We start from the raw sequence: 25,666 nt of genomic DNA, 5'->3' as shown, positions 1-25,666 counted from the left end.
CTGCTCAGCATAGGGAGCGCCGCGGCGCCAGGAGCGCCAGAACCAGCACGGCCCCCATGACCGCGGCGCTCACCGCGAACCCCAGCGTGAACCCGCCCTCGGCCGCCCCCGACGCCGCCACGATCACCGCGCTGGCCTGCGTCCCGAGCGAGGCGCCGACGGTGCGGACCAGCGTGTTCACCCCGGTGACGGCCCCGGTCTCCCCGGCCGCCACCGCCGCCATCACCAGGTTCGCGACCGCCGCGTACGCGAGCCCGATCCCGACCCCCCGCACGACGCCGCCCACGTACAGCTGCCACATGGCCTCGTGCGCCAGCGCCACGTACGCGTACCCGGCCCCGGTCAGCACCGCCCCCGCCATCAGCACCACGCGGGACCCGACCCACCGGTCCAGCAGCCCGGCGGTCATCCCCGCCACCGTCATCCCCGCGCTCGCGGGCAACTGCAGCAGGGCCGCCTGCGTCGCCGTACCGCCGAACCCGAAGCCGGTCTCCTCCGGAAGCTGGACCAGCAGCGGGAACAGCAGCCCGCCCGCCATCAGCGCGTACCCCGACAAAAGCGACGCGGCGTTGGCCGTCCAGATCGCCCGGCGCCGCATCAGCCGCAGGTCCACCAGCGGCTCCTCGACCCGCCCCTCCACCACCAGCCAGACGACCGCCAGCACGACCGCCGCCGCCAGCAGGCCGATCACCCCGGGCGACGTCCAGCCCCACTCCATGCCCTGCGTGAGCGCGGTCAGCGCGGCCACCAGCCAAGCCGCGAACAGCACCGCGCCCCACCAGTCGATCCGCGCGCTCTTCCCCCCGCCCACCGCCGGAACGATCCACCACGCGAGCACGAGCCCGGGCACCAGCCCCAGCACCGGCACCCACAGCAGCCACCGCCAGCCCAGATGGTCGATGATCGGCCCGGCGATGCACCACGACAGCGCCCCGCCGAGCCCCAGCATCGACGACATCAACCCGACCGCCGACGCCGTCCGCTCGGGCGGGAACACCTCCCGCACGATCGTGTACGCCAGCGGGAACACGCCCCCGCCGATCCCCGCCAGCACCCGCCCCGCCAGCATCGGCCCCAGAGAACCGGCCGACGCCGCGACCACCATGCCCGCCGTCGAGATCGCCAGCACCACCAGCAGCACCGGCCGCGGCCCGAGCAGATCCCCCAGCCGCCCGATCACCGGCGTGGCCACCGCCGCCGACAGCATCATCGCGGTCAGCGCCCACGCCGCCCCGGCCGCCGACGTGCCGAGCCCCTCCTGGATCAGCGGCAGCGCCGGGGTGACCACCGCCATCGACAGCGCGTACGCCATCACCCCGAGAAACGCCAGCAGCGGCACCAACCCCCGCCGCCCGCCACGCCCCGCCGCCAACGCCCCTCCTCACCACACCCCCACGATTGTCATACACCCTCAAAACCCCCATAAGCCCACCCCCACACGCCACCACCAGATCGCCGCACAAAAGGCCAAGGCCCCGGCAACGCCCTCGGCGCGGCGCCAACCGACACCGCAGCTGCGACCGGCGGCCACCCCTCGCAAGCCGTCGGAGCAAGCAGCACCAGGCGCTCACCAAACCTGGCCCGCTGGGACGGGCGGGACGAGGGACCGGCACCTGCGTGTGGTGGGCGGCTGCCCCCGCAAAGAGTCGGAGCAGGCGGCACGGGATGCTTCGCGGGGTGGGTCCGGCGGCGCGGCGGCGGAACCTGGCCGACGGCGGCCTCGTACCCGACGCACGCGGCACGGGGCACTCGGCCGGGCCCGCCAGCGCCGCCACCGGCACTGGGCTTGCGTCCGGGCTCCAGCACCTACCCGGGCGGACGAACGCGAGCACCTGTAAGCGACGCAGGCCTACAGGGCGCTTGCCGGGCTGGGGTCGCCGCCAGCTCCGGTTCCTGTTTCGGCACGACCGTCCGCCAGGACGAGGCGGGCGGGTGCCCTCTCAGGGGGCCGGGGCAGGCGCTTCGTGAGTGGGGGTTGCCGCTTTGTTCCTGGTGGCGGGTGGGTTTCGCCGGGGCGGGGGCGGGGCCGGTGAGGACGGCGGCCGCCCCCGGTCCCGGCGCGGCCGGCCAAAGGGGGAGGAAGCACGGCCGTGGAACGGCCGGCTTCAGCTGGCCTCGGGGATGGGGAGGGTGGGCTGGCCGGGGACGCCCAGGGTGTCCTCGACCAGGGAGACGAAGATCCCGGCGTCGTGCAGGAGTTCCTCGGCCTCGCGCGCGGTGACGGCGCGGGGCAGGCCGGCCTCGGCGGCGGCGCGCTTGTCGGCGCCGGCGGCGAAGAAGGCGGCCCACTCGCGCAGCGCCGGTTCGGCCTCGGGCAGCAGCACCCAGACGCTGCGGGGACGGCCCCGGCGGTGGGTGTCGACGGGCTCCTTGGACGCCAGCACCGCGGCCGCGGCGCGCAGCGCGGCAAGGTGCGCGCAGACGTAGCGCACGGCCGGCGAGGTCGCCTCGGCCGCCTCGGCCAGGCCCATCCGGGCGGCGTGCAACTGGCCGACCGCTGTCTGGGCGGGGCGGGGTGGCTGGAGCGGACGGTGTCGGGGGCTGGGCATGCGCTGGGCAGCGGAGTGGAGCCCGCGTGCGGCCATCGTGTCGGACATGACTGCCTCCTTCCGGCGGCTCGGGCCGGCCGGGCGGAGAGCTTCCCCTCACTCCGCCCGGCCGTCCGTCCCGCCTCGGCGGGGGGACGTCGCCCTGGTGCGGGCCGCGAGTCCCGCACCACGTCGAACATAAGTTCGACGCATTCACAGTAAACCGTCCTGACGCCGATTCGTCAATGCGTTCGAATGAGTGGCGTGACCCACAGTGATCTCACGAGGTCACTTGGGACGGCGCACGTGGACGGGGACGCCGGTCTCGACGATCTGCGGGAAGTACTCGGCGATGTGCATCGGGAGCCGGACGCAGCCGTGCGAGGCGGGGTGGCGCGGGACGGAGAGGGCGCCGTGGAAGGCGATGCCGCCGTTGAAGTAGATCGGGTTGTAGAGCCGGCCGAGGGGCGAGACCTCCCAGCCGGAGGCGCGCCGGCCGGTGCGGAAGTCGCCCGTGCCGGTGGTGGCGTAGCGGCAGCGGGCGACGGTGGCGCCGCGGTCCTTGGCGCAGTAGTACTCGCCCGATCCGGAGGAGATGTGGGAGATCAGGTCGGGCCTGCCGCCCTTGTAGACGACCAGGAACTGGCGGCGCAGGTCGACGTCGACCCGATCGGCCTCGCGGCGCTTGGCCATGGGGGCGGGCTGCTTGGGGGCGTCGAGGGCGGCCCAGGTCTTCTTGCCCACGGTGCTGCTCACCTTGAGGCGGTTGACCTTCTGGAACGCCCACACGGCCATCTGGGTGGTGAGGCCGTACCTGCCGTCGGCCTTGCCGGGGTCGTACTTGAGCTCTTTGAGGCGGCGCTGCAGCTGTTTGACGTCCTCGCCCTTGGCGCCCGCCTTGAGCGTGCGGCGGGCGGGCTCGGTGACGGGGGGTTTCGTGGCGGTCGGGGACGCGGATGGCGTCTCCGCCGCGCGTCCCGCGCTGCTCTCGCCGGCGGAGCACCCCGCCGCCAGCACCGCACCGCCCGCGATCAGCAGCGTGCCCATCCGAACGCTCATATGGCTCCCTCGCACGTGTGGTCCCCTGGGGGTTCGGCCACTTTAGAGTGATATCCCCCGTTCGAGAGGACCAGCGCGGCCTGGCGCGGGCGGCTCTAGAGTGTGGCCCATGCATCCCAACGCCGAACGTGTCGCCCGCGCGCTGCGCGAGCAGGGCGCGACCGGGGAGATCATCGAGCTGCCCGAGCCGGCGCCGACCGCGCGGGCCGCCGCCGACCAGCTGGAGTGCCCGGTCGGGGCGATCGCCAACAGCCTCGTCTTCGACGCCGACGGGGCGCCGCTGCTGGTGCTGACCAGCGGCGCGCACCGGGTGGACACGGCCAAGGTCGCGGCGCTGGTCGGCGCGGCGAAGGTCCGGCGGGCCGCGCCCGACTTCGTCCGCGCGGCCACGGGGCAGACGATCGGCGGGGTCGCCCCGGTGGGGCATCCGGCGCCGGTCCGTACGCTGGTGGACGTCTGGCTGGACAAGTACGACCGGGTCTGGGCGGCGGGCGGGGTCGCCCACACCGTCTTCCCGACCTCCTACGAGGAACTGCTGCGCATCACCGGCGGCGAGGCCGCCGACGTGGGGGCCGGCGAGTGAAGGACACGAGATGAGCACGGACGACACCCAGATCTGGCACAACCCGCGCTGCTCCAAGAGCCGGGCCGCGAAGGCCGCGTTCGACGAGGCGGGCGTGGCCTACACCGAGCGCCGCTACCTGGACGAGCCGCCCACGGCCGAGGAGCTGGAGGCGGTGTTGACGCGGATCGGCGCCGAGCCGTGGGAGGTGGCCAGGTTGAACGAGCCGGTCGCCAAGGAACTGGGCCTGAAGGACATGGAGCGCGACCGGGCGCGCTGGATCGAGACGATGGCGGCCAACCCGTCGCTGATCCAGCGGCCGATCGTGCTGACGCCCGGCGGGGGCGCGGTGGTCGCCCGCGACCCGGAGTCGGTGCGCAAGGCTCTCGACAGCGCGTGATGCGAGTGTGATTCTGGAAGACTGACGGGGACCGATCCACAGCGATCCGGAGGGGCGATGACCGCGCAGATGCGCACCGGCCCGGCCGCGCGCCACGCCGACTTCCGGGGGATCGATCCGCCGGCGCTGGGCCAGTTGATCAAGCAGGTGCAGGACGCCAACACGGCGATCCGGAGCTGGCTGAACGGGCACCGCCCGCCGCCGGGGGTGTCGGCCGCGGGGTACCGGCAGGCCGAGCAGGCGGCGCAGTGGGCGGCCGACCAGCTGGGCATGCTGACCCGGCGGCACGCCTACGCGATGACGCATCCGGACGGGGGCGGCGGGGTGGAGGTCCCGCCCGCCCCAGCGCCGCTGCCGCGTACTCCGGGCACCGGCACGCCCGGTCCCGGCGGGACGCCCGAGCCGGTGCGCGCGCAGCCGCCGCGCGGTTCGGGGTCCCCGGCCCGTCCGCCCTCGACCACCCCCAACGGGGCGGGCGACCTGGGCAACTTCCCGACCCGGCAGGACGCGGCGAAGGCGGCCAAGGCGGACGCGCTCGCGGTGGCCGCGGCCGTCCAGGACCGCCGGCCGGTGCCGGAGCAGGTGTGGAAGCACCTGAAGGAGAACGCGGGCGACCCCGACTACACCGAGAAGCTGTACGAGCGGCTCGGCCCGGCCGCGGCCGCCGACCTGCTCAAGGCGGCGGCCGGCGACCAGGCCCGGGTCGGCGCGGTGCGGGAGTCGCTCGGCACGGCCAGCCACCATCTGACGATGGACGTGCGGTGGCTGCGCGCCTTCCTCGCCGAGGCCGACCGCGCCGGGGTCCACCCGGTGGCCGTCCAGGTCCTCACCGGGGCGGACATGAGCCGCCGCACGCGTGAGGCCATCGGCAAGCTCGACCTCCAGCCCGTCACCGGCCGCCGGGCCGGCTAGGACGGCCCCAGAGAGGAGGCCGCGATGGCCGCTCCCCCGCCCCCCGGCAGCCTGCCGCCGCCGTTGGATTCGGCGGCGGCGACCAAGCTGCCGCCCACCGAACAGCCCAATCCCGCGTACCGGGAGCTCTACCAGGCGTACGCCGACGCCTACGGCAGTATCGGACGGCTCAGGCAGGCGCTGGATCCGGCGGTGCGGACGCTGAACGGCACCGACGCGTGGCTGGGTCCCGAGGCCCGCCAGTGGGGCGGCCAGCTGGAGTCCAACCGCGGAACGCTGCAGAAGGCCGCCGACCGGATCCTGTGGGACATCTACGACCGGCTGTCGGCGACCCAGCGCACCGTCCCGCGCGCCTGATCGACGGGTCTAGGCTCTAGCGGGTGAGGGAAGCGAAGCTGCGCGACATCGATCACCGCGCCTTCCTGCGCCGGCTCGGGCCGATCCTCGCGGTGTACGCGGCGGCGATGCGCCCGCCCGCGGAACAGCTGCCCGGCCGGCGCACGATCATGGAGCGGCACGCGGCGTACCCGGGGTTCCGGGCGGTGGTGGCCGAGCGGCGCGGTCCGGCGCTGCCGGGCGGCGGCGCCGTCCGCGGGTTCGCCTACGGGTTCCACGGCGAGCGCGGCCAGTGGTGGCACGACGTGGTGCGCGGGGCGCTGGCCGGGCCGTCCGGCGAGGACCACGCGGCGCGGTGGCTGGACGACCCGTTCGAGGTGGCCGAGTTGCACGTGCACCCCGACCACCAGGGGCAGGGGCTGGGGCGGCGGCTGCTGAACACCCTGTGCGAGGGCCGTCCCGAGCGGACCGTGGTGCTGTCGACGCTGGACCGCGGCCGGGAGGACACCCCCGCGCAGCATCTGTACCGGTCGGTCGGCATGATCGATCTGCTGACCGCGTTCGAGTTCCCCGGCGGCGGCCCGCCCTATGCGGTGATGGGGGCGACGCTGCCGCTGGCGCCGTACGGGCCGGGCACGGCGTAGGACGCGGCGTCCAGCAGCCCGTACACCTCGCGGGTCGCGGTGGACTTGTTGAAGGTGATGAAGTGGATGCCGGGGGCGTCCTGCTCGAGCAGTTCCCGGCACAGCTCGGCGGCGTGCTCGACGCCCAGCCGCCGCACCGCCTCGGGGTCGTCGGCCACGGCGTCGAAGCGCTCCCTGACCTCGGGCGGGAACGGCGCGCCCGACAGCTGCTCGGACCGCTCGATGGTGCTCATCTGGGTGACCGGCATGATGCCCGGGATGATCGGGACGTCGCAGCCGGCGGCCTGGACGCGGTCGCGCAGCCGGAAGTAGTCCTCGGCGCGGAAGAACATCTGGGTGATCGCGTAGTCGGCGCCGGCCCGGCACTTCTCCACGAAGTGGCGGGTGTCGCTCTCGACGTCGTCCGACCGGGGGTGCTTGTAGGGGAAGGCGGCGACGCCGACGCAGAAGTCGCCGTACATGCGGATCATCCGCACCAGCTCGGCGGCGTACTCCACGCCCTCCGGGTGCTTGATCCACTCGCCCATCGGGTCGCCGGGCGGGTCGCCGCGCAGCGCCAGCAGGTTGCGCACGCCCGCGGCGGCGAACCGTCCGATGAGGTTGCGCAGCTCGGCGGTGGAGTGGTCGACGGCGGTGAAGTGCGCGACGGGCGTGAGGGTGGTGTCGGTGGCGATCCGCTCGACGATGTCCACCGTCGTGTCGCGGGTGCCGCCGCCCGCGCCGTAGGTCACCGACACGAAGGTCGGGTGCAGGGTCTCCAGCTCGCGGATGGCGCGCCAGAGGTTGCGGACGCCGTTCTCGGTCTTTGGCGGGAAGAACTCGAAGGAGAATGACCTGCCACCGGCGGCCAGCAGCTCGCGGATGGTGGGGGCTCGGTCAGGGCGTTCGCGTCGCATCCCCCAAGGGTAATGAGTTTCCCCGCTGCGGGACGACCCCAGACTCTGTGCGGACGCCCCCTATCGCTCCCGACCTGCGCCGGAGCGCGCCATGTCCGGCTCCGTGGCGGCCGGGCATGGATTGAACATGGGGCCAGGTGGGAAATTTCCTTACATTCGATGAAATACTCATACCTCGGTGGAGGAGAGTGACCACCCCACTGGATACGATCACGGCATGTCCATGAGCCGCATCCGCAAAGAGGTCGACGCGGCACTTCTGGCATTCGTCGACCGGCAGCGTCCCGGTCTGCTGGCCATCAGCCCCGAGCTGGCGCCCCTGCTGGCGGCGCTGGACTCGCTGCTGGCCGGCGGGAAGCGGCTGCGGCCCGCGTTCTGCTACTGGGGCTGGCAGGCCGCCGGGGGCAAGGAGCCGCGCGAGGGGGTCGTCACGGCGGCGGCGTCGCTGGAGCTGCTCCAGGCCAGCGCGCTGATCCACGACGACGTCATGGACTCCAGCGACACCCGCCGCGGGCAGCCGTCCGTGCACCGGCGCTTCCAGGCGCTGGCGACGGAGGCGGGCTGGTCCGGGCCCGCCGCGCCGTTCGGCGAGGGCACCGCGATCCTGCTCGGCGACCTGTGCCTGGCCTGGTCCAGCGAGATGTACGAGTCCAGCGGCATCTCCCCGGAGCGGATCGGACCCGGCCGGGCGGTGTACGACCTGATGCGCACCGAGGTCATGTGCGGCCAGTACCTCGATCTGCTGGAGGGGGTGCGCGGCACCGGCACCGTGGACGCGGCGCTGCGGGTCGTGGAGTTCAAGAGCGCCAAGTACACCATCGAGCGGCCCCTGCATCTGGGCGCGACGCTGGCCGGGGGCTCCCCCGAGGTCGTGGAGGCGCTGCGCTCGTACGGGCGGCCGCTGGGGATCGCCTTCCAGCTCCGCGACGACGTGCTCGGCGTCTTCGGCGACCCGGCCGAGACCGGCAAGCCCGCGGGGGACGACCTGCGGGAGGGCAAGCGGACGGTGCTGGTCGCGCAGACGCTGGAACGTGCCGACGCGGCGCGGGCCGCGGTGGTGGAGCGGCTGCTGGGCGATCCGGGCCTGGACCGGGACGGCGTGGACGAGCTGCGCGCGATCATCGAGGACACCGGCGGGCTGGCGGCCTGCGAGGCCATGATCGAGCGGTACGCCGGGCAGGCGGCCGCGGCGCTGGCCGCCGCCCCGATCACCGGCGAGGCGCGGATCGCGCTGGAGGAGCTGGCGGTCGCCGCGACCGCCCGCCAGGCCTGACGCCGCGGGGCCGGTGACGCCGGTGTTCCGGCGGTGGCGCGATGTGGCCAGATCGCACCGCGGGGTAGAACTGTCCCACCATTCGGTGGCACAAATGGCGCCATGTCCCATGATCCAGCCCCGGCGCCCGGTCCCGGCACGCCGCGCGTCCCTCCGCTGCCCGAGGCCGAGTGGCACGACACGCTCAAGGCGGTCGCCGCCGCCACCGGCCCCCTCAACATCTTCACCACCCTGGGCCGCCACCGCGAGCTGTTCGACTCCTGGATCGGGTTCGGCTCGATGCTGCTGCTCAAGGGCACGCTGAGCGGCCGCGTCCGGGAGCTGGCGATCCTGCGCACCGCCCACCTGCGCGCGTGCGAGTACGAGTGGACCCACCACCACCGCATCGGCCTGGACGCGGGCCTCACCGAGGACGAGATCGCCGCGCTGCGCCTGGGCCTGGACGAGCACCCCTGGAACGAGGACGACCGGGCGGTCCTGGACGCCGCCGACGAGCTGAACGCCCACGGCACGCTGAGCGACGCCGCGTGGACGGCGCTGGCCGGGCGGTTCGGGGAGAACGAGCTGATCGAGCTGGTGATCCTCGTCGGGCACTACCACATGGTGGCGTTCGCGCTGAACGCGCTGCGCGTCCAGCCGGAGGCGGACCACTGATGCCCCGGCGGCGCTGATGGGCGGGACGAGGCGGTGGACCTCGGCCGCGGGGGCGCTGGCGTCCGTGCTCGCGCTGGTCGCGGCCCCGGGGCAGCCCGCGCACGGCCAGGCCGGGCGCTGCGGCGACCCGGCCGAGCGGCCCTGGTGCGCGACCGGGCTCGCGCCCGACGCGCGGGCGGGCCTGCTGCTCCAGGCGATGACCGTGGACGAGAAGATCGCGCTGCTGGCGGCCGACGATCCGATGGGCGGCCCGCTCGGCGGGTTCCTGGAGACCGCGCACGCCGACACCAACAACGGCATCCCCCGCCTGGGCATCCCCCCGCTCTACATGGCCGACGGCCCCGCCGGTGTACGGCAGGGCAAGGCGACCGCGCTTCCCGCGCCGATCGCGCTCGCCGCCGGGTTCGACCCTGAGATGGCCCACAGGTACGGCCAGGTCGTGGGGTGGGAGGCCCGGCACAGGGGGAACGACGTCATCTTCGGCCCCACCGTGGACGTCCTGCGCACCCCCCGGAACGGCCGCACGTTCGAGGGCTTCGGCGAGGACCCCCACCTCGCGGCGGGGCTCGGGGCCGCCTGGATCCGCGGCGCCCAGAGCCAACGGGTTCGAACTGTTCATCTGTGAGGTCGGTTGAGTGAAAACGCAGGCGATCAAGTGATCCGACTTGACGGCTTGTGTTCAACCCCGTACTTTCAGTAGCGCGATCTGGGACGCCGGGTTCGATGTCAGCGTGCGGGGCCCCCTTTCCACCGGAGTGATGGTCTGGGGCCTCCCCGTCGCCTCTGGTCGAGCCCACATGGCCAGGTCGTAGAGGGAACCGGCCTCCCGGGAACGGACCACGCACGCGATGCGTGTCGCCGCCCCGGGGTCGAGTACGCCGGGGACCAGTGCGTCCAAGACCGTTCGCGGCGCGCGGCTGAGCAACTCATGCACAGTCCTTAGGAACGGTGATGGCCTCCGTCAAGCACATGGCCGTCTACACCCAGGAGACCGACCGGCTCTTCCTGGATATCCGGGAGATCTACCTGGTCGAGACGGCCGTCAGGGACGCCCGCGCCGGGCGGCGCCGCGTACCGACGGCGCCCGGCGCAAGGCGGGGCGGGGCCCCGTTCCGGCCGTACTCCCCGCGGTCGGCGGACGGGCGGCGGCAGGCCGTCCGGGCGATCTCGGCCAGCGCCCGCCGCGACGCCGGGGCGCCGAGCCGGCCGCCCTCATGTGCAGGTTCGGCAAGCTGGGGCGCTGCGCGGCGACCAGGACGCCCTCATCTCCGAGGTGGCCAGGGCCAACCCGAACACGGTGGTGGTCCTGGAGACCGGCGGGCCCGTCCTGACCTCGTGGGCGGGCGAGGTCAAGGCCGTCCTCGCCGCCTGGTACCCGGGCCAGCAGGCCGGGCACGCGCTCGCCCGCGTCCTGTACGGCGACGTCGACCCGGGCGGGCGGCTGCCGGTGACCTTCCCCGTCGACGAGGGCGACATCCCCACGGCCGCCGGAGGCGCGGCGCAGTTCCCTGGCCTGAACCGGACGGTGACGTTCTCCGAAGGGGTCATGGTCGGCTACCGGCACTACGACGCCAACGACCTCGAGCCCCGCTTCCCGTTCGGGCACGGGCTGTCCTACACCACGTTCAGCTACGGCGACCTGGTCGTACGGCCCGGCTCGGTCCAGGTCACCGTCACCAACACCGGCACCCGCGCGGGCGTCGCCGTACCGCAGCTGTACCTGGGCCTGCCCTCGCCCAGAGCGGACGTGCCCCAGCCTCCCCGGCAGCTCAAGGGCTACGAGAAGCTGAGGCTCGCTCCGGGCGAGAGCTCGCGCGTGACCTTCCCGCTGTCCGGCCGGTCCCTGGCGTACTGGGACGAAGGGGCCGGTGCGTGGAAGATCGCACCCGGCTGCTACAAAGTGACGGTCGGCGGGTCGTCCCGGGACGGTGCCCTGCGGGGTTCCTTCGCGCAGGGCGGGGCCGCCTGCCCGGGTTAAGATCGATCGTTTCGCTGCCGCATGCCACGGGCACGCGGTAAAAATAAGGCATTCTTCGTCCGTCCCCGCCGAGTCGGAGTCCCCCAGTGCCGCACGATCCCTCCCGAGCGAGGACGACCCCTCGTCCCGTGCCGGTCCCGTCCGGCGTGCGCGGCTCCGCCGAGGCCGGCCACGGCGGCGCGGAGTTCTCGCGCTTCGACCGTCCGCGCCGCGACCGGGCCGCCGCCGACGGCGCGTACGACGGCGGGCCCCGCCCGGCCGGGCGCGCGCCCGCCGACCCCGCGGCGACCGACCCCGCCGCGCCCCGTCCTGCCGCGTTCGGTTTCACCAGGGCCGGCTCGACCGGCGACGACCGGGCCGCGCGCGAAGCACCCGAGGCCGAATCGGGCCCTGACGGCATCGCGCGCGCCGCCGAATCGCGTCCCGCGAGCCACGACGCGCAGCCGCTGACGCCCGAGGACCCGCGCCGCCTCGGCCCCTACAGCCTGGTCGAGCGCCTGGGCGCGGGCGCCCGGGGCGTGGTCTACCTCGCCCGCGACGAGGACGGCGCGGCCGTCAAGGTCACGCTGCTGCGCGGCGGGGCCGCCGCCCCGGGCGAGCGCGCCCGCGCCCGCCTCGCCCAGGACGCCGAGGCCGCGCTCCAGGTCGCCGGACGGCACACCGCGCTGGTCCTGGACGCCGACGTCACCGGCGACCGGCCCTACGTCGTCAGCGAGTTCGTCGACGGCCCGACGCTGCGGCAGGTCGTCGAGGAGCACGGCCCGCTGCCGCCCGAACGGCTGGAGCGGCTCGCGCTGCGCACCGCCGGGTCGCTGGCCGCGCTGCACAAGGCCGGGACCGTGCACCGCGACTTCAGGCCCGGCACCGTGCGGCTGGGCCCGGACGGCGCCAAGGTCACCGGTTTCGGCGTCGCCCGCGTGCCGGAGGCCGCCCCGCGCGGCGCGGGACGCGCCGGCACCCCCGCGTACATGGCGCCCGAGCAGATCGAGGACGAGCCGGTCGGCCCGCCCGCCGACGTGTTCGCCTGGGGCGCCACGATGGTGTACGCGGCGACCGGGCAGCCGCCGTTCGGCACCGGCCCGGACGCGGCCGTCATGCGGAGGGTCACCGGCCGCCGGCCCGACCTGGGCGATCTGGAGGGGCCGCTGCGCGAACTGGCCGCGCGCTGCCTCGACAAGAACCCCGCCGCCCGGCCCACCGCCCGCCAGCTCGTGCGGGCGCTGCGGGAGGGTCGGGCCCCCGTGCCCAAGCCGCGGCCCAAGCGCATCCCGCGCTACCGGTGGCGGATGATGGTGGCGCTCGCCGCCGTCATGGCGGCCGGATTCGTGCTGGGCATTCTCTTCTAGAGCTTCTAGAGCTCCGCGGCCCGGATCACCAGTGCGGCGGGCGGTCCTCGGTCAGGCGCGTGTCGTCGTCGCCGCCGCGCCAGTCACCCCAGCCGGCGTCGGTGTCGTCGGAGGTCTGGTCCGGCAGGATCTCCAGGTCGTCGTCGGACAGATCCACCGGGCGCTCGTCATCGGGTCCCAGGCTCATGGCCCCATTCTCGGGCATCGGCGGTCATGATCGACCGCCGATGTGATCCAGCGCACCGAGTGATCCGCCCCACCCGCCGGGTCAGGGCCGCCGCGGGGGTCAGCCTGCCGCGGGCAGCCGCCGGGACAGCTCCTCCGCCGCCGCCCGCGGGTCGGCGGCCTCGGTGATCGCCCGGACGACCACGATCCGGCGGGCGCCCGCGTCCAGCACCTCGGCCACGTTGCCGGAGTCGATCCCGCCGATCGCGAACCAGGGGCGGACCTCGCGCCGCGCCGCCACGTACTCCAGCAGCTTCACGCCCGGCGCCGCGCGGCCCGGCTTGGTCGGCGTCGGCCAGACCGGCCCGGCGCAGAAGTAGTCGACGCCCGGTTCGGCGGCGGCCGCGGAGGCCTGCTCGTCGGAGTGCGTGGACCGGCCGATCAGGATGTCCTCGCCCACGATCGCGCGGGCGGCCGGGACCGGCAGGTCGTCCTGGCCCAGGTGCAGCACGTCGGCCTGCACCGCGTGCGCGATGTCGGCCCGGTCGTTGACCGCCAGCAGCGCCCCGTGCCGGTCGCAGGCCTCCCGGAACACCCGCAGGTGCTCCAGCTCCTGCCGCGCCTCCAGCCCCTTCTGCCGGAGCTGGACGATGTCGACGCCGCCCGCGAGCGCCGCGTCGAGGAAGCCGGGCAGGTCCCCCTGGCGCTCCCGGGCGTCCGTGCAGAGGTAGAGGCGGGCCCGGCTGAGCCGGGCGCGCAGGGCGACCGCGCGGTCGGAGAGCAGATGCCTGGACACGGTGAAGGCGGGTTCCTTCCGCGGTCGGGAGAGACGATCAATGCGATGACGGGGCCGCACGCGGCGGCGTGGCCGCCGCGCGTGACCCCGTCATCCTGTCATGTGCGTTCCGCCGGACCCCGTCCGGTGGCGCCCCTCAGAACGCCAGCGCCTGGGCCCTCCGCCGGACCTCGGTGCCGCGGTTCTCACTGAGCGCCTGGACGGGGGTGCCGGGCAGCGTGTCGTCGGCGGTGAACAGCCAGCGCAGCGTCTCGACGTCGTCGAAGCCCGCGTCCGACAGCAGCGTCAGCGTGCCTGGAAGCCCCTTGATGACCTGCCCGTCCTTGATGAACTCCGCGGGCACCATCGGGGCGCCGTCGCGGCGGACCGCCAGCAGCTTGCGCTCGCTGAGCAGCTGCTTGACCCTGCTTTGCTTGATCCCGAGGGCTTCGGTCGCCTGCTTGAGGGTGAGCCACTCTCCGACGAGGGAGTCGGTCCGGGGATCGAGAGCGCTTTCTACGGTTGCGTGCAGTTGCGTCACGCCCCCTGCCTACCACGCCCCCATGTCGCTCAAACCCTCAGGAGTCCCCTCCAGTCCGCACCGCGTCCTTGAGGGGGGTGTCCGGGTCCGCGACGGCCTCCGGGTCGACCGGCGTTCCGGCGGCGATCAGCCGCCTGGCCTGCATCACGTCGCGCGGGCGGCCGACGGTGAGGACGGCCTCAAGCCGGTCGCCCGTGAGCCAGCAGACGGCCCACTTGGCCCCCGCCGGGTCGCCCCGGTGGACGAGGCGCTCGGCGGAGGGGTGGTGGCCCGCGTACTGCACCATCCGGCCGAACTGCTCCGACCAGAAGTAGGGGACGGCGTCGTAGGACGCGTCCTGGCCGAGGAGGGTCGCGGCGGCGACGTCGGGGGCGTTCAGGGCGGTGTCCCAGTGCTCGATGAGCAGGCGGCGGCCGTACCGCTCCGACCACCAGGCGGCGCAGTCGCCGACCGCCACGATGTCGCGGCGGGCGGGGCCCTCCCCGACGGTGGCGCGGAACGCGGCGTCGGTGACGATCCCGCCCTCGGTGAGCAGGCCCGAGCCGTCCAGCCAGTCCAGCCGGGGGCGGACGCCGACGCCGACCACGACCTCGTCGGCGGCGATCCGGTCGCCGTCGGCCAGGGCCAGGCCGCCGGGCTCGATCGCGGCGACCTTGACGCCGGTGCGCAGTTCCACGCCCGCCTCGGCGTACCAGGGGGCGGTGAGCCCGCCGACCTCCGGTCCGATCGCGTTGGCCAGCGGGGTGTCGGCCGCCTCGACGACCGTGACCGCGCAGCCCTTCCTGGCCGCGGTGGTGGCCACCTCGGCGCCGATCCAGCCCGCGCCGACGATGACGACGCGGGCGCCCACGGTCAGCCGGCCGCGCAGGGCGCGGGCGTCGTCGATGGTGCGCAGCACCCGCTGGGGCCCGTCGCCGGGCAGCGTGACGGGGGTGGCGCCGGTGGCGATGACCAGCCCGTCGAAGCGCAGGTCGCCGGCCGTGGTGGCGACGGTGCCGCCGCCTCCGGGCTCGGGCGCGGGGCGCAGCGCGGTGGCGCGCTCGCCGAGCAGCAGCCGGACGCGCAGCGCGTCCCAGTCGGCGTCGACGGTCGTGTCGTCCCGTTCCCCGGCCAGCACCGCCTTCGACAGCGGCGGCCGGTCGTAGGGCCGGTGCCGCTCCTCCGAGACCAGGGTCAGCTCGCCCTGGAATCCCTTGGCCCGCAACGCCTCGACGGCGCGCACCCCGGCCAGCCCGCCGCCCACCACGACCACGCTCTCCATGTCGGCACACCCTAGTCGGCGGCCGGAAGCGACCCGCGGGCGACGTAGGCTTGGGGGGAAAGTGCGCGGGAGTCCGGTACGACCGGGCTGAGAGGGCGGCTAGGACGGGCCGCCGACCGCTTGGACCTGATCCGGATCATGCCGGCGAAGGGAGCGGGATGGACATCGCGATCATCGGCGCGGGCGTCATCGGCCTGGCGACCGCCTGGCGGGTCGCGGCGCGCGGCGCCGCCGTCACCCTGATCGACCCGGCCCCCGGGAGCGGCGCCACCGCCGTCGCGGCGGGCATGCTCACCCCGGTCAGCGAGCTGAACTACGGCGAGGAGCCGCTGCTGCGGCTGGGCCTGGCCTCCCGCGACCGGTACGGCGCGTTCGCCGCCGAACTGGAGGAGGACACCGGGCTGCCGACCGGCTACCGCTCCGACGGGCTCCTGGAGGTCGCCTTCGACGCCGACGACCTGCGGCATCTGGACGATCTGCGCCGCTTCCAGGAGTCGCTCGGCATCCCCGTCCAGGCGCTGACCGGCCGCGAGTGCCGTCGGCTGGAGCCGATGCTGGCGCCGGGCGTGCGGGGCGGGCTGCTGGCCCCCGAGGACGGCGCGATCGACCCCAGGCGGCTGGCCCCGGCGCTGCTGGCCGCCGCGGAGCGGCACGGCGCGCGGCTGGTGCGCGAGCGGGCCGCCGCCGTGATCGTCGAGGGCGGCGCCGCGGCGGGGGTGCGGCTGGCGGGCGGCGCCGAGATCCGCGCCGACCGGGTGCTGCTGGCCGCCGGGCCGTGGTCGGGCGACCTGGAGGGGCTGCCGCCCGGGATCGTTCCACCCGTGCGCCCGGTGAAGGGGCAGGTGATCCGGCTCCGTACCAGGGTGCCGTTCCTGCGGCGCTGCACCCGCGGCGTGGTCAGGGGCTCCCCGATCTACCTGGTGCCGCGCGAGGACGGCGAGGTGGTGGTCGGCGCCACGCAGGAGGAGATGGGCTTCGACACGCGGGTGACGGCCGGGGGGCTGTGGGAGCTGCTGCGCGACGCGCGCGAGCTGCTGCCGGGCATCACCGAGCTGGAGTTCGCGGAGGTGTCGGCGGGGCTGCGGCCCGGCTCGCCCGACAACGCCCCGGTGATGGGGCCGGCGGCGCTGCCCGGCCTGGTCATCGGCACCGGCCATTTCCGCAACGGCATCCTGCTGACCCCGGTCAGCGCGGACATCCTTTCCGAGGCGCTGCTGGAGGGCACGGTGCCCGAGGTCGGAGCCGCGTTCACCCCCGACCGCCTGGTGGCGGCGCCATGACCGAGGAGACGACGACGATGATCAACGTGGTGGTCAACGGGGAGCCGCGCGAACTGCCCGGGGACACCACCGTGGCGGACGCGGTCGCCGCGGTGACCGGGCGCTCCGGCCCGGACGCCTCGGGCGTGGCCGCGGCGCTCAACGACGAGGTGGTACGGCGGTCCGACTGGGCCGCGACGACGCTGGCGGAGGCGGATCGGCTCGAGGTGCTGACCGCCGTGCAGGGAGGCTGAAGGTGGATCCCCGGGCGAACGACGACACGCTGGTGATCGCGGGCGAGGAGATCGGCTCGCGGCTGATCATGGGCACCGGCGGGGTGCCCAGCATGAGCGTGCTGCGCGAGGCGCTGCTGGCGTCGGGCACGACGCTCACCACCGTCGCGATGCGGCGGGTGGACCCGTCGGCCCGCGGCTCGGTGCTGGACGTGCTGCGCGACTGCGGGATCAGGGTGCTGCCCAACACCGCCGGCTGCTTCACCGCGGGCGAGGCGGTGCTGACCGCCAAGCTGGCCCGCGAGGCGCTGGGCACCCCGTGGGTGAAGCTGGAGGTCATCGCCGACGAGCACACCCTGCTGCCCGACCCGATCGAGCTGGTCGAGGCGGCCGAGCAGCTGGTGGACGACGGCTTCACGGTGCTCCCGTACACCAGCGACGACCCGGTGCTGGCGCGCCGCCTGGAGCAGGTGGGCTGCGCCGCGGTGATGCCGCTGGGCTCCCCCATCGGCTCCGGCCTGGGCATCCGCAACCCGCACAACATCGAGCTGATCGTGGAGGGCGCGGGCGTCCCGGTGATCCTGGACGCGGGTCTGGGCACGGCCAGCGACGCCGCGCTGGCGATGGAGCTCGGCTGCGACGCGGTGCTGCTGGCGACGGCCGTGACCCGGGCGCAGCATCCGGCGCGGATGGCGGCGGCGATGCGGCACGCCGTGGAGGCGGGGCGGCTGGCCCGGCAGGCCGGCCGGATCCCGATGCGCCGCTACGCGCAGGCGTCCTCGCCCTGGGAGGGCATCGCCACCGGACAGTGAAGCATCGTTAAAACGTCCCCGGAGAAATATTCGCTGGACCTGAAAGATCGCCGCACCTCAAACTGGGCGTGTCCAACTGCAACCGCACGGAATCGTTCGGTGTCGGTGGAAGAAACAGCGACTTAGGGTGCGGCGCATGGACCAGGAGGAATCGGCCGCCGGGCGACTCGCCATGGCGGCCGCGGGCGTCACCGTCGTGCTGTGGGCGTCGGCGTTCGTGTCGATCCGCAGCGCGGGCGAGGACTACAGCCCCGGCGCCCTGGCGCTGGGGCGGCTGCTGTCGGGCACGGTGACGCTGGCCGTCATCTGCCTGGTCCGCCGGGCGGGATGGCCGCCGCGGGCGGCCTGGCCCGGGATCGCCGCCTCGGGCGTGCTGTGGTTCGGCCTCTACATGGTGGCGCTGAACTGGGGCGAGCAGCAGGTGGACGCGGGCACCGCCGCGATGGTGGTCAACGTCGGGCCGCTGCTCATCGCGCTGCTGGGCGGCTGGCTGCTCAAGGAGGGCTTCCCCCGCGGGCTGCTGGCCGGGATGGCGGTGTCGTTCGCCGGTGCGGTCGTGGTCGGGTTCTCGATGTCGGGCGAGGGCCGCTCGCCGGTGCTGGGCGTGCTGCTGTGCCTGGTCGCGGCGGTGACGTACGCGGCGGGCGTGGTGAGCCAGAAGCCCGCGCTGCGGCACGCGAGCGCGCTGCAGGTCACCACCTTCGGCTGCGCGATCGGGGCGCTGGCCTGCCTGCCCTTCGCCGGGCAACTGGCGGGCGAGGCCGCCGGCGCCTCCACCGCCGCGACGCTCAACATGATCTACCTGGGCGTCTTCCCGACCGCGCTGGCCTTCACCACCTGGGCGTACGCGCTGGCCCGGACGTCGGCGGGGCGGATGGGCGCCACGACGTACGCGGTCCCGGCCCTGGTGGTGGTGATGTCGTGGGCGGCGCTCGGCGAGGTGCCCGGCGCGCTGACGCTCGCGGGCGGCCTGCTCTGCCTGGCCGGGGTGGCGGTCTCCCGCCGCCGCGGACGTCCGAAGGTAAAATTTTCGGACGAAAGCCCCATTACCGGACCAACTCCCCTGGAACCCGGACGGGCGGGCGAAGAGGCCGTACGATGAGGGCCGGCGGCCTGAGAAGGCCCGACCCCGCCGCCAAGATCAGCCGGGGAGGTCATCCTCCCGGCTGATGGGAACCGCCCGGGAAGGCCTTTACACTCGCTCTGATGGACACTACGGTCGCTGATCCCCTCGTCGGGCGCGTGCTCGACGGGCGCTACCGCATCGAGTCCCGGATCGCGCGCGGCGGGATGGCCACGGTCTACGTGGCCCGCGACATCAGGCTCGACCGCACCGTGGCGATCAAGGTCATGCACGCCGGCCTGGCCGCCGACGACGAGTTCGTCCGCCGCTTCATCGGCGAGGCCAAGGCCGCCGCCGCGCTGTCCAACCCCAACGTGGTCGCCGTCTACGACCAGGGCACCGACGGCGAGCACGTGTACCTGGTGATGGAGTACGTCCGCGGCCGCACGCTGCGCGACCTCCTCACCGCACGCGGACGGCTCGGCCCCCGCGAGGCCCTGGAGGTCATGCAGCCGGTGCTGGCCGCGCTGGGCGCCGCGCACCGGGCCGGGCTGGTGCACCGCGACGTCAAGCCCGAGAACGTGCTCATCACCGAGGACGGCCAGGCCAAGGTCGCCGACTTCGGGCTGGCCCGGGCCGAGACCGCGTCCGGGATGACCAAGACCGGCATGATCATCGGCACCGTCGGCTACCTCGCCCCCGAGCAGGTGCTGTCGGGCAGCGCCGACGTCCGCTCGGACGTCTACGCCGCCGGCACCATGCTGTTCGAACTGGTCACCGGCGAGCTGCCGCACCAGGGCGACACGCCCCTCGCGGTGGCCTACAAGCACGTCAACGAGACCGTCCCGCCGCCGTCCACCCTGGTGCCGGGCCTCCCGCACCGCCTGGACGCGCTGGTCACCCGGGCCACCGCCCGGCAGCCCGCCGACCGCCCGCAGGACGCCAACGCCATGCTGGCCGAGGTGGCCGAGGTGCACGCCGGCCTCCCCCGCGACATCGACGAACGGATGCCGCAGGGGGGCACCGCCGTCATGCCCGCGGGAATGCCACCGGACCGCACCCGGATGTTCGACGCCCGCACCGCGCCCACCGGAGCGCCGCCGCCACCGCCGCGGCGCACCCCCGCCGACCGCGCCATCGGCGCCCTCACCGGCCGCTACGTGCTGATCGCCATCGGCGCGATCGCGGCGGTGGTCCTCGGCTGGGCCGTGTGGTACCAGACCTCCGGCCAGTACGACCGCGTCCCCGAGCAGATCATCGGGATGCGCGTCGCCGACGCCCGCGACCAACTGGAGCAGGGCGGCCTCGACGTCCGGGTGGCCGAGCCGGTGTTCAACGACCGCGTCAGGAAGGGCGAGGTCGCGATCTCCGACCCCGGCCCGGGCGCCCGCGTCACCCAGGGCGCCACCGTCACGCTGACGCCGTCCAAGGGCCGCACGCCCCGCGAAGTGCCCGACGTGACCGGCAAGTCCGAGGACGAGGCCAGGCGGATCCTGCAGGACAAGGGCTTCACCCCCGGCGAGGTCAGCTCCGCCCCGTCCCAGTCGGTCGCCAAGGGCCGCGTCACGCGCACCAGCCCCGCGGCCGGGCAGAAGCACTCGCCGGACGAGCGCGTGCGGATCGTGCTGAGCAGCGGCATGTCGATGCCGTCCCTGCTGGGCCGCAACGGCCAGGAGGCCGAGAACCAGCTGCGCGGCATGGGCCTGGACGTCAAGGTCGAGAAGCGCAAGCGGGAGAACTCCGCGCCCGGCTCGGTCATCGGCCAGGACCCCGACCCCGGCACCGGCGTCTCGAGCGGCGACAAGGTCACGCTCGTGGTCAACGAGCGCGACTGCCTGTTCGGCGGCTTCTTCTGCAACGACGGCAACCGCGGCGACGGCGAGCAGATCCCGGTGCCCAACGTCATGGGCCAGCCCATCGACCAGGCCCGCAAGGCACTGCGCAACTCCGGCTTCAAGGTCGAGATCGGCAGCCGCGTCGGCAACCGCGTCGTCGGCCAGAACCCGATCGGCGGCCAGGCCCCCCGCGGTTCCAAGGTCACCATCTGGGGCTGACGAACTAAGCTGGACACCCTATGACCTCACCGAAGAGCCCCATCGGGGGCCATGTCCCCGTGGCCGGCGGCCTGGCCACCGGCGGCCTGAAGTACGCCGCCGAGATCGGGGCCGAGACCATCCAGGTGTTCGTGTCCAACCCCCGCGGCTGGGCCCTCCCCGAAGGCAAACCCGCCGAAGACGCCAAGCTGCGCGCAAGCGACGTCCCCGTCTACATCCACACGCCCTACCTGGTGAACTTCGGCTCCCCCAGCGCGGAGACCCTCGAGAAATCCCTCGCCACGGTCCGCCACTCACTGCAACGCGGCCACGCCATCGGCGCCCGCGGCGTCGTCGTCCACACCGGCTCGGCGGTCACCCAGTCCTACGACGACGCCATGGCCCAGGTCGGCGAGCACGTGCTCCCGCTCCTGGAGGAGATCCCCGACGACGGCCCCGACCTCCTCCTGGAGCCGATGGCCGGCCAGAACAACATGCTCTGCGCCAAGGTCCAGCAACTGGGCCCGTTCTTCGAACGCCTGGAGCACCACCCCAAGCTGGGCGTCTGCTTCGACACCTGCCACGCCTTCGCCGCCGGCCACGACCTGTCCTCCCCCGCCGGAGTGGCCGAGACGATCGACGCCCTGGTCGAGACCGTGGGGCCGGGCCGCCTCAAGCTCGTCCACGCCAACGACTCCAAGGACATCTGCGGCTCCGCCAAGGACCGCCACGAGAACATCGGCGCGGGCCACATAGGCGAGAAGGCCTTCGCCGAACTCTTCGCCCACCCCGAAGTCGCCGGCGTCCCCTTCATCATCGAAACCCCAGGCCGCAGCGCCACCCCCCACGGCAACGACATAAAAACCCTGAAACGCCTCCGCGACACCTAACCCGCCCCGCCCCACACAGATAAGCCACCGCCCCCACAATGCCCCGCCCCGCAAGGACCGCAACGGCGACCGCCGAAAACTGGCCGCCCCTGTGCGGAGCGCCAGCGGAGTGAAGGACGCGCTTCGCGCCGTCCCAGGGGCGTGGGGGTCACCCTTCACAATGTCCCACCCCGTCGCGACCGCAACGGCGACCGCGAAAAACTGTCCGGCCCGTAGCGGAGCGCCAGCGGAGTGGAGGGACGGGCAGGCGGCGGGGAGCGGGTCCGCAGCGAGCCCCCAGGCGAGCGAAGGAGGCGCTTCGCGCCGTACCGGGGGGCGTGGGGGGTCGCCCCCCCACAATGAAAAGAGCAGGCGGCGGGGAGCGGGTCCGTAGCGAGCCCCCAGGCGAGCGAAGGAGGCGCTTCGCGCCGTACCGGGGGGTGTGGAGGGTCGCCCCTCCACAAAGAAGAGAGGCCGGGCGTCGCTGAACAACCCCCCGACTGTTCAGCGACGCCCGGACCAACGCCGCCTGATCCCACCCCCCCGGTACGGGATCCGGCGGCTCCTGATCCGGCGTTCGACTGGCGCGCGCCGGATCTCCAGTTGTGTCTTGGCCGGGGGTGTGTTCGGCGGCCGGGCCGGCGCCCCTGTGCCGGGGCCGGGGCCCGCGCTGTGGCCGCTCCGCTCCCCCCGGATGCGGTGCGTTCCGCCGGCGTCGTGCGCCGGCGTCCTGCTGCGTGGTGCCACTGAGAACACTAGGGGTCTTCGATACCGCCCGGAACCTGAGACCCGCCGCGCTCGATAAGCGGTCTGTAGTCGTCGATATACGTAGCGTAGTGGTGCGACGAGCGGTCGGTTTCGAGGGACGAGCGGTCATGGGAACGGTCCAGCCGGTGCGGCGGGTGGCGTGCGGGCAGGCGCCGGCGCTCCCCGGAATACCGTCAAAGCTGCGGTGAAGTGGCCAGATCTCCGGCAGGGCTTTCGGTCAGAGGCGGCCGGAAGGGGATGTTCTCAACGCCGCGGGCGGCCGTGCCGGTGGCGGCGTCAACTGGGCCGTTCGTCGCCGTCCGGGGGCGGCTCGTCCTCGTAGCCGAACGGGGTCTCGGGGGCCGCGTTGCGGAACCTGCGGACGAGCAGGTCGCGGACCTCGCGGGTGTGGCGGCGGCTCACCGGGAGCAGTTCCTCGCCGACCTGGACGGCGGCGCGGCCCCCGTCGAAGTGCAGTTCGCTGATGTGGGCCGAGGCGACCAGGGTGCTGCGGTGGATGCGGATGAAGCCGGCGGCCTCCCAGCGGCGGGCGAGCGCGGCCAGGGGCATGCGGACGAGGAAGCTGCCGTCGCCGGTGTGGAGCCGGACGTAGTCGCCGTGCGCCTCGACGTGGGTGACCGACCGGCGGGAGATCAGCCGGGTGCGCCCGGCCAGTTCCACCGGGACCATCTCGTCCTCTTCGGCGCGCTCGGGCGGGTCGTCGGCCCGCGCCGCCTCGCGGCGGGCCGCCTCGTCGACGCGGCGCACCGCCTCGGCGAGCCGCTCCGGCCGCACGGGCTTGAGGAGGTAGTCGAGGGCGCCCAGTTCGTAGGCGGTGACGGCGCAGTCGTCGTGCGCGGTCACGAACACCACCTCGGGGGGCGAGGCGAACCCGGTGAGCAGGCGGGTGAAGTCGAGGCCGTCCAGGCCGGGCATGCGGATGTCGAGGAAGACGGCGTCCAGCCGCTCCCCCGCGCGCAGGATCCGGCTCATGTCGCGCAGCGCCCCGGCCGCCTCGGCGGCGCTGTGCACCTGGTCGATCCGCGGGTCGGCGCGCAGGAGGTAGACCAGTTCCTCCAGAGCGGGCACTTCGTCGTCGACCGCCAGGACGCGCAGCATAACTAGGACCTTGCCTCGATTACTGTGCGTTGGCAATCGCTTTCGCTAGGTGAGTCTCCCGGCGGCCGATCCCGGCCGCGGCCGGTTCTTGGGGACCCTGAGGTTGACCTTGGTGCCCGCGCCGATCCCGGTCTCGACCGTCAGGCCGAACGCGTCGCCGTAGAGCTGGCGCATCCGCTCGTCCACGTTGGCCAGGCCGATGCCGGCCCCGGTGCCGCCGGCGCCGGCCGCCCCGGACGCGGTGAGGATCTCCAGCAGCCGGTCGGGGTCCATGCCGGCGCCGTCGTCCTCGACGCTGATGGCGGCCTCGGCGCCCGCGTCCCGGCCGACGATGCGGACGTGGAACGGCTCGGGGCCGTGCGCGTCGTCCATGCCGTGCCGGATCGCGTTCTCCACCAGGGGCTGCAGCGACAGGAACGGCACGGTGACGGGCAGCACCTCCGGCGCGACCTCCACGCTGAACCGGAGCCGGTCGCCGAAGCGGGCCCGTTCCAGCAGCAGGTAGCGGTCGATCGAGCGCAGTTCCTCCGCGAGGGTGGTGAAGTCGCGGGGGTTGCGGAAGGAGTAGCGGGCGAAGTCGGCGAAGTCCAGCAGGAGGTGGCGGGCCCGTTCGGGGTCGGTGCGGACGAACGAGGCGATGGTCGTCAGGGAGTTGTAGACGAAGTGCGGGGAGATCTGCGCCCGCAGGGCCCGCATCTCGGCCTCGGCGAGCCGCGCCCTGGAGGAGTCGAGCTCGGCCAGTTCCAGCTGGCCGGACAGCCAGCGGGCGACCTCGCTCACGGCCCGCACGCGGGCCGCCGAGGCGCCGGCCACGTACGCGGCCAGGGCGCCCTCGACGCGGCCCTCGACCGCGAGCGGGGCCACCACGGCCACCCGGATGCGGCAGCGCGGGTCGCCGCAGCACAGCAGGTCCGGCGGCACCACCCGGGCCCGCCCGGTGGCCAGGACCTGCCGGACGTGCGCGGGCACGCCCCCCGAGTGCCGGTCGCCGCACGCGCCCTCCCAGACCAGCAGGCGGCAGAGGGCCGACCCCCCGGGGCCGTGCGCACCGCCCGCATCGGCTCCGGCGGGCGCGGGCGTGCCGCCCTCCTCAGGGCCGTCGTGCGCCGCGTCGAGGACGGGCCCGAGCCCGGTACGGGCCGTCCCGCCGCCGCCCGCCCCGCGGGCCCTTCCGAGCCGTCCGGGGGCGCCGGACGGGGACGCGGCGGCCACCAGGGCGACCGCCTCGGCGCCCAGCAGCGGCCGCAGATCGCGGGCCGCCTTGCGCGCCGACTCGCAGGTCAGCCCGCCGCGCAGGGACGGCGCCGCGCGCGAGATGGTGTGCAGCGTCGCGAACGTCGCCTCGTCGGCCACGGTGCCGAGCCCGTGCCGGCGCACGCGCAGCCACCAGCACAGCGCCGCCGCGGCCACGGCGGCGACCGCGGCCGCCATGGCCCCCACCACATCCAATACGGAAGGTACAGGCATGGCAACGTACGGTAATACTCCGCGTGCTTCCGCGCGGCGTCAACCGCGTAACCCGCCCGGACCCGCCGTCAGAACGGAGGTCAGAGCGGGGGCGACTCGTCGGAGTCCTCCTGGTAGGAGTACCGCTGCTCGCGCCACGGATCGGCGACGTTATGGTAGCCGCGCTCCTCCCAGAACCCGCGCCGGTCCTTGACCATGTACTCGATGCCGCGCACCCACTTGACGCTCTTCCACGCGTACAGGTGCGGCACGACGAGCCGGATCGGGAAGCCGTGGTCGGGGCTGAGCCGCTCGCCGTTGCGGTGGGTGGCGAACATCGTCCCGTCGGTGAGGAAGTCGCTCATGCGGATGTTGGCGCTGTAGCCGTACTCCGCCCACACCATCACGTGGGTGACGTCCGGGTCCGGGGGCGCCAGCTCGACGACGGACGTGCCGGAGACCCCCTCCCACTCGTTGTCGGGGATCGTGAACTTGGTGACGCAGTGGAAGTCGGCGACGGCCTTGGCCCGGGGCAGGGCCTCGAACTCGTCCCAGGACCAGGCGTGCTGGCCGCCCGACTCCGTCGCGCCGAACACCCGGAAGTCCCAGTCCTTGGGACGGAACTTGGGCACGGGGCCGTAGTGCAGGACCGGCCAGTCGCGAGGCACGTACTGACCGGGCGGGAGGGCCCGCGGGTCGTCTGAGGACTGTTCGGGTCGGGACATGACGCGGGCAATACTGCCATCCGTAGTGAG

The 25,666-nt window shown here is 74.1% G+C and carries 27 protein-coding genes and 1 riboswitch; of the genes, 16 read left to right on the top strand and 11 right to left on the bottom strand.

The window, feature by feature from the left end:
• Positions 1 to 4: 4 nt before the first annotated feature.
• From ACZ466_RS36395 to ACZ466_RS36385, 3 genes are all read right to left on the bottom strand, one after another.
• Positions 5 to 1,372: an MFS transporter gene (locus ACZ466_RS36395; protein ID WP_378291709.1), complete on the bottom strand. Its 1,368-nt coding sequence runs from the start codon at positions 1,370 to 1,372 to the stop codon at positions 5 to 7.
• Positions 1,373 to 2,105: 733 nt separating this feature from the next.
• A complete protein-coding gene (locus ACZ466_RS36390; protein WP_378291707.1) occupies positions 2,106 to 2,597 on the bottom strand; it encodes an SAV_6107 family HEPN domain-containing protein in 492 nt (163 codons plus the stop codon).
• A 219-nt stretch (positions 2,598 to 2,816) separates the two neighbouring features.
• Positions 2,817 to 3,587, bottom strand: coding sequence for a L,D-transpeptidase family protein (locus tag ACZ466_RS36385; protein WP_378291705.1), 771 nt, complete (start codon positions 3,585 to 3,587; stop codon positions 2,817 to 2,819).
• A 109-nt stretch (positions 3,588 to 3,696) separates the two neighbouring features.
• Between ACZ466_RS36385 and ACZ466_RS36380 the strand changes: the two genes are divergently transcribed.
• The 5 genes from ACZ466_RS36380 to ACZ466_RS36360 are packed head-to-tail and all read left to right on the top strand — an operon-like array spanning position 3,697 to position 6,441.
• The gene (locus ACZ466_RS36380; RefSeq protein WP_378291702.1) at positions 3,697 to 4,170 is read left to right on the top strand and encodes a YbaK/EbsC family protein; all 474 of its coding nucleotides are present in this window, start codon (positions 3,697 to 3,699) and stop codon (positions 4,168 to 4,170) included.
• A 10-nt stretch (positions 4,171 to 4,180) separates the two neighbouring features.
• Positions 4,181 to 4,549, top strand: coding sequence for an arsenate reductase family protein (locus ACZ466_RS36375; RefSeq protein WP_378291700.1), 369 nt, complete (start codon positions 4,181 to 4,183; stop codon positions 4,547 to 4,549).
• A 57-nt stretch (positions 4,550 to 4,606) separates the two neighbouring features.
• Positions 4,607 to 5,461, top strand: coding sequence for a hypothetical protein (locus ACZ466_RS36370; protein ID WP_378291698.1), 855 nt, complete (start codon positions 4,607 to 4,609; stop codon positions 5,459 to 5,461).
• A 24-nt stretch (positions 5,462 to 5,485) separates the two neighbouring features.
• Positions 5,486 to 5,818, top strand: coding sequence for a hypothetical protein (locus ACZ466_RS36365; RefSeq protein WP_378291696.1), 333 nt, complete (start codon positions 5,486 to 5,488; stop codon positions 5,816 to 5,818).
• Between the two features lie 23 nt (positions 5,819 to 5,841).
• Positions 5,842 to 6,441: a GNAT family N-acetyltransferase gene (locus ACZ466_RS36360; protein ID WP_378291694.1), complete on the top strand. Its 600-nt coding sequence runs from the start codon at positions 5,842 to 5,844 to the stop codon at positions 6,439 to 6,441.
• Here the strand turns inward: ACZ466_RS36360 and metF are convergent.
• On the bottom strand, positions 6,384 to 7,337 hold the full coding sequence (gene metF, locus ACZ466_RS36355) for a methylenetetrahydrofolate reductase [NAD(P)H] (RefSeq protein ID WP_378291692.1): 954 nt from the start codon (positions 7,335 to 7,337) through the stop codon (positions 6,384 to 6,386). The two genes, ACZ466_RS36360 and metF, sit on opposite strands and share 58 nt — an antisense overlap.
• A 217-nt stretch (positions 7,338 to 7,554) precedes the next feature.
• Between metF and ACZ466_RS36350 the strand changes: the two genes are divergently transcribed.
• From ACZ466_RS36350 to ACZ466_RS36330, 5 genes are all read left to right on the top strand, one after another.
• Complete coding sequence (locus ACZ466_RS36350) at positions 7,555 to 8,610, top strand: polyprenyl synthetase family protein (RefSeq protein ID WP_378291690.1); 1,056 nt, start codon at positions 7,555 to 7,557, stop codon at positions 8,608 to 8,610.
• Between the two features lie 102 nt (positions 8,611 to 8,712).
• The gene (locus ACZ466_RS36345; protein WP_378291688.1) at positions 8,713 to 9,264 is read left to right on the top strand and encodes a carboxymuconolactone decarboxylase family protein; all 552 of its coding nucleotides are present in this window, start codon (positions 8,713 to 8,715) and stop codon (positions 9,262 to 9,264) included.
• A 16-nt stretch (positions 9,265 to 9,280) separates the two neighbouring features.
• A complete protein-coding gene (locus tag ACZ466_RS36340) occupies positions 9,281 to 9,889 on the top strand; it encodes a glycoside hydrolase family 3 N-terminal domain-containing protein (protein ID WP_378291686.1) in 609 nt (202 codons plus the stop codon).
• 591 nt (positions 9,890 to 10,480) lie between these two features.
• Positions 10,481 to 11,242: a glycoside hydrolase family 3 C-terminal domain-containing protein gene (locus ACZ466_RS36335; protein ID WP_378291684.1), complete on the top strand. Its 762-nt coding sequence runs from the start codon at positions 10,481 to 10,483 to the stop codon at positions 11,240 to 11,242.
• A 128-nt stretch (positions 11,243 to 11,370) separates the two neighbouring features.
• On the top strand, positions 11,371 to 12,588 hold the full coding sequence (locus ACZ466_RS36330) for a serine/threonine-protein kinase (protein ID WP_378291682.1): 1,218 nt from the start codon (positions 11,371 to 11,373) through the stop codon (positions 12,586 to 12,588).
• Between the two features lie 25 nt (positions 12,589 to 12,613).
• On the opposite strand, the gene ACZ466_RS36325 is transcribed toward ACZ466_RS36330, so the two are convergent.
• The 4 genes from ACZ466_RS36325 to ACZ466_RS36310 form a co-directional block, all read right to left on the bottom strand.
• Positions 12,614 to 12,775, bottom strand: coding sequence for a hypothetical protein (locus ACZ466_RS36325; RefSeq protein WP_378291680.1), 162 nt, complete (start codon positions 12,773 to 12,775; stop codon positions 12,614 to 12,616).
• 99 nt (positions 12,776 to 12,874) lie between these two features.
• Positions 12,875 to 13,549 carry a thiamine phosphate synthase gene (thiE, locus tag ACZ466_RS36320; protein ID WP_378291678.1) on the bottom strand — a complete coding sequence of 225 codons (675 nt, stop codon included), beginning with the start codon at positions 13,547 to 13,549 and terminating at the stop codon, positions 12,875 to 12,877.
• A gap of 136 nt (positions 13,550 to 13,685) precedes the next feature.
• On the bottom strand, positions 13,686 to 14,069 hold the full coding sequence (locus ACZ466_RS36315) for an Rv2175c family DNA-binding protein (protein WP_378291675.1): 384 nt from the start codon (positions 14,067 to 14,069) through the stop codon (positions 13,686 to 13,688).
• Between the two features lie 37 nt (positions 14,070 to 14,106).
• Positions 14,107 to 15,330, bottom strand: coding sequence for an NAD(P)/FAD-dependent oxidoreductase (locus tag ACZ466_RS36310; protein ID WP_378291673.1), 1,224 nt, complete (start codon positions 15,328 to 15,330; stop codon positions 14,107 to 14,109).
• Positions 15,331 to 15,385: 55 nt separating this feature from the next.
• A riboswitch (TPP riboswitch) is annotated at positions 15,386 to 15,500 on the top strand.
• Here ACZ466_RS36310 and thiO point away from each other — a divergent pair.
• From thiO to ACZ466_RS36280, 6 genes are all read left to right on the top strand, one after another.
• Positions 15,489 to 16,610, top strand: a complete 1,122-nt coding sequence (thiO, locus tag ACZ466_RS36305) for a glycine oxidase ThiO (protein ID WP_378291671.1) — start codon at positions 15,489 to 15,491, stop codon at positions 16,608 to 16,610. Its footprint overlaps the riboswitch before it by 12 nt.
• Positions 16,607 to 16,843 (top strand): sulfur carrier protein ThiS, encoded by a 237-nt coding sequence (thiS, locus tag ACZ466_RS36300; RefSeq protein WP_378291669.1) that lies wholly within the window; start codon positions 16,607 to 16,609, stop codon positions 16,841 to 16,843. Before thiO ends, thiS begins: the two co-directional genes overlap by 4 nt.
• 2 nt (positions 16,844 to 16,845) lie before the next feature.
• On the top strand, positions 16,846 to 17,634 hold the full coding sequence (locus tag ACZ466_RS36295) for a thiazole synthase (protein ID WP_378291667.1): 789 nt from the start codon (positions 16,846 to 16,848) through the stop codon (positions 17,632 to 17,634).
• Positions 17,635 to 17,770: 136 nt separating this feature from the next.
• Positions 17,771 to 18,736 (top strand): DMT family transporter, encoded by a 966-nt coding sequence (locus ACZ466_RS36290; protein ID WP_378291665.1) that lies wholly within the window; start codon positions 17,771 to 17,773, stop codon positions 18,734 to 18,736.
• A gap of 104 nt (positions 18,737 to 18,840) precedes the next feature.
• Complete coding sequence (pknB, locus tag ACZ466_RS36285; RefSeq protein ID WP_378291663.1) at positions 18,841 to 20,751, top strand: Stk1 family PASTA domain-containing Ser/Thr kinase; 1,911 nt, start codon at positions 18,841 to 18,843, stop codon at positions 20,749 to 20,751.
• Between the two features lie 20 nt (positions 20,752 to 20,771).
• Positions 20,772 to 21,620 carry a deoxyribonuclease IV gene (locus ACZ466_RS36280; RefSeq protein ID WP_378291661.1) on the top strand — a complete coding sequence of 283 codons (849 nt, stop codon included), beginning with the start codon at positions 20,772 to 20,774 and terminating at the stop codon, positions 21,618 to 21,620.
• Between the two features lie 1,023 nt (positions 21,621 to 22,643).
• Here the strand turns inward: ACZ466_RS36280 and ACZ466_RS36275 are convergent.
• The 3 genes from ACZ466_RS36275 to ACZ466_RS36265 form a co-directional block, all read right to left on the bottom strand.
• The gene (locus ACZ466_RS36275) at positions 22,644 to 23,465 is read right to left on the bottom strand and encodes a LytR/AlgR family response regulator transcription factor (protein ID WP_378291659.1); all 822 of its coding nucleotides are present in this window, start codon (positions 23,463 to 23,465) and stop codon (positions 22,644 to 22,646) included.
• Positions 23,466 to 23,510: 45 nt separating this feature from the next.
• Positions 23,511 to 24,932 carry a sensor histidine kinase gene (locus tag ACZ466_RS36270; protein WP_378291656.1) on the bottom strand — a complete coding sequence of 474 codons (1,422 nt, stop codon included), beginning with the start codon at positions 24,930 to 24,932 and terminating at the stop codon, positions 23,511 to 23,513.
• A gap of 80 nt (positions 24,933 to 25,012) precedes the next feature.
• Positions 25,013 to 25,636, bottom strand: coding sequence for a sulfite oxidase-like oxidoreductase (locus tag ACZ466_RS36265; protein ID WP_378291654.1), 624 nt, complete (start codon positions 25,634 to 25,636; stop codon positions 25,013 to 25,015).
• Positions 25,637 to 25,666 lie beyond the last annotated feature (30 nt).

Source organism: Actinomadura rugatobispora, from assembly GCF_055379765.1.
The sequence above is the reverse complement of the archived record's forward strand: the minus strand, read 5'-3'. Positions and strand labels throughout refer to the sequence as shown.

Bases quoted from the DNA above. Each gene is read 5' to 3' on its own strand.
- ACZ466_RS36390 (WP_378291707.1), bottom strand. From the start codon at position 2,597: ATGTCCGACACGATGGCCGCACGCGGGCTCCACTCCGCTGCCCAGCGC.
- ACZ466_RS36385 (WP_378291705.1), bottom strand. From the start codon at position 3,587: ATGAGCGTTCGGATGGGCACGCTGCTGATCGCGGGCGGTGCGGTGCTG.
- ACZ466_RS36380 (WP_378291702.1), top strand. From the start codon at position 3,697: ATGCATCCCAACGCCGAACGTGTCGCCCGCGCGCTGCGCGAGCAGGGC.
- ACZ466_RS36375 (WP_378291700.1), top strand. From the start codon at position 4,181: ATGAGCACGGACGACACCCAGATCTGGCACAACCCGCGCTGCTCCAAG.
- ACZ466_RS36370 (WP_378291698.1), top strand. From the start codon at position 4,607: ATGACCGCGCAGATGCGCACCGGCCCGGCCGCGCGCCACGCCGACTTC.
- ACZ466_RS36365 (WP_378291696.1), top strand. From the start codon at position 5,486: ATGGCCGCTCCCCCGCCCCCCGGCAGCCTGCCGCCGCCGTTGGATTCG.
- metF (WP_378291692.1), bottom strand. From the start codon at position 7,337: ATGCGACGCGAACGCCCTGACCGAGCCCCCACCATCCGCGAGCTGCTG.
- ACZ466_RS36350 (WP_378291690.1), top strand. From the start codon at position 7,555: ATGTCCATGAGCCGCATCCGCAAAGAGGTCGACGCGGCACTTCTGGCA.
- ACZ466_RS36345 (WP_378291688.1), top strand. From the start codon at position 8,713: ATGTCCCATGATCCAGCCCCGGCGCCCGGTCCCGGCACGCCGCGCGTC.
- ACZ466_RS36340 (WP_378291686.1), top strand. From the start codon at position 9,281: ATGGGCGGGACGAGGCGGTGGACCTCGGCCGCGGGGGCGCTGGCGTCC.
- ACZ466_RS36325 (WP_378291680.1), bottom strand. From the start codon at position 12,775: ATGAGCCTGGGACCCGATGACGAGCGCCCGGTGGATCTGTCCGACGAC.
- ACZ466_RS36310 (WP_378291673.1), bottom strand. From the start codon at position 15,330: ATGGAGAGCGTGGTCGTGGTGGGCGGCGGGCTGGCCGGGGTGCGCGCC.
- thiO (WP_378291671.1), top strand. From the start codon at position 15,489: ATGGACATCGCGATCATCGGCGCGGGCGTCATCGGCCTGGCGACCGCC.
- thiS (WP_378291669.1), top strand. From the start codon at position 16,607: ATGACCGAGGAGACGACGACGATGATCAACGTGGTGGTCAACGGGGAG.
- ACZ466_RS36290 (WP_378291665.1), top strand. From the start codon at position 17,771: ATGGACCAGGAGGAATCGGCCGCCGGGCGACTCGCCATGGCGGCCGCG.
- pknB (WP_378291663.1), top strand. From the start codon at position 18,841: ATGGACACTACGGTCGCTGATCCCCTCGTCGGGCGCGTGCTCGACGGG.
- ACZ466_RS36280 (WP_378291661.1), top strand. From the start codon at position 20,772: ATGACCTCACCGAAGAGCCCCATCGGGGGCCATGTCCCCGTGGCCGGC.
- ACZ466_RS36275 (WP_378291659.1), bottom strand. From the start codon at position 23,465: ATGCTGCGCGTCCTGGCGGTCGACGACGAAGTGCCCGCTCTGGAGGAA.
- ACZ466_RS36270 (WP_378291656.1), bottom strand. From the start codon at position 24,932: ATGCCTGTACCTTCCGTATTGGATGTGGTGGGGGCCATGGCGGCCGCG.
- ACZ466_RS36265 (WP_378291654.1), bottom strand. From the start codon at position 25,636: ATGTCCCGACCCGAACAGTCCTCAGACGACCCGCGGGCCCTCCCGCCC.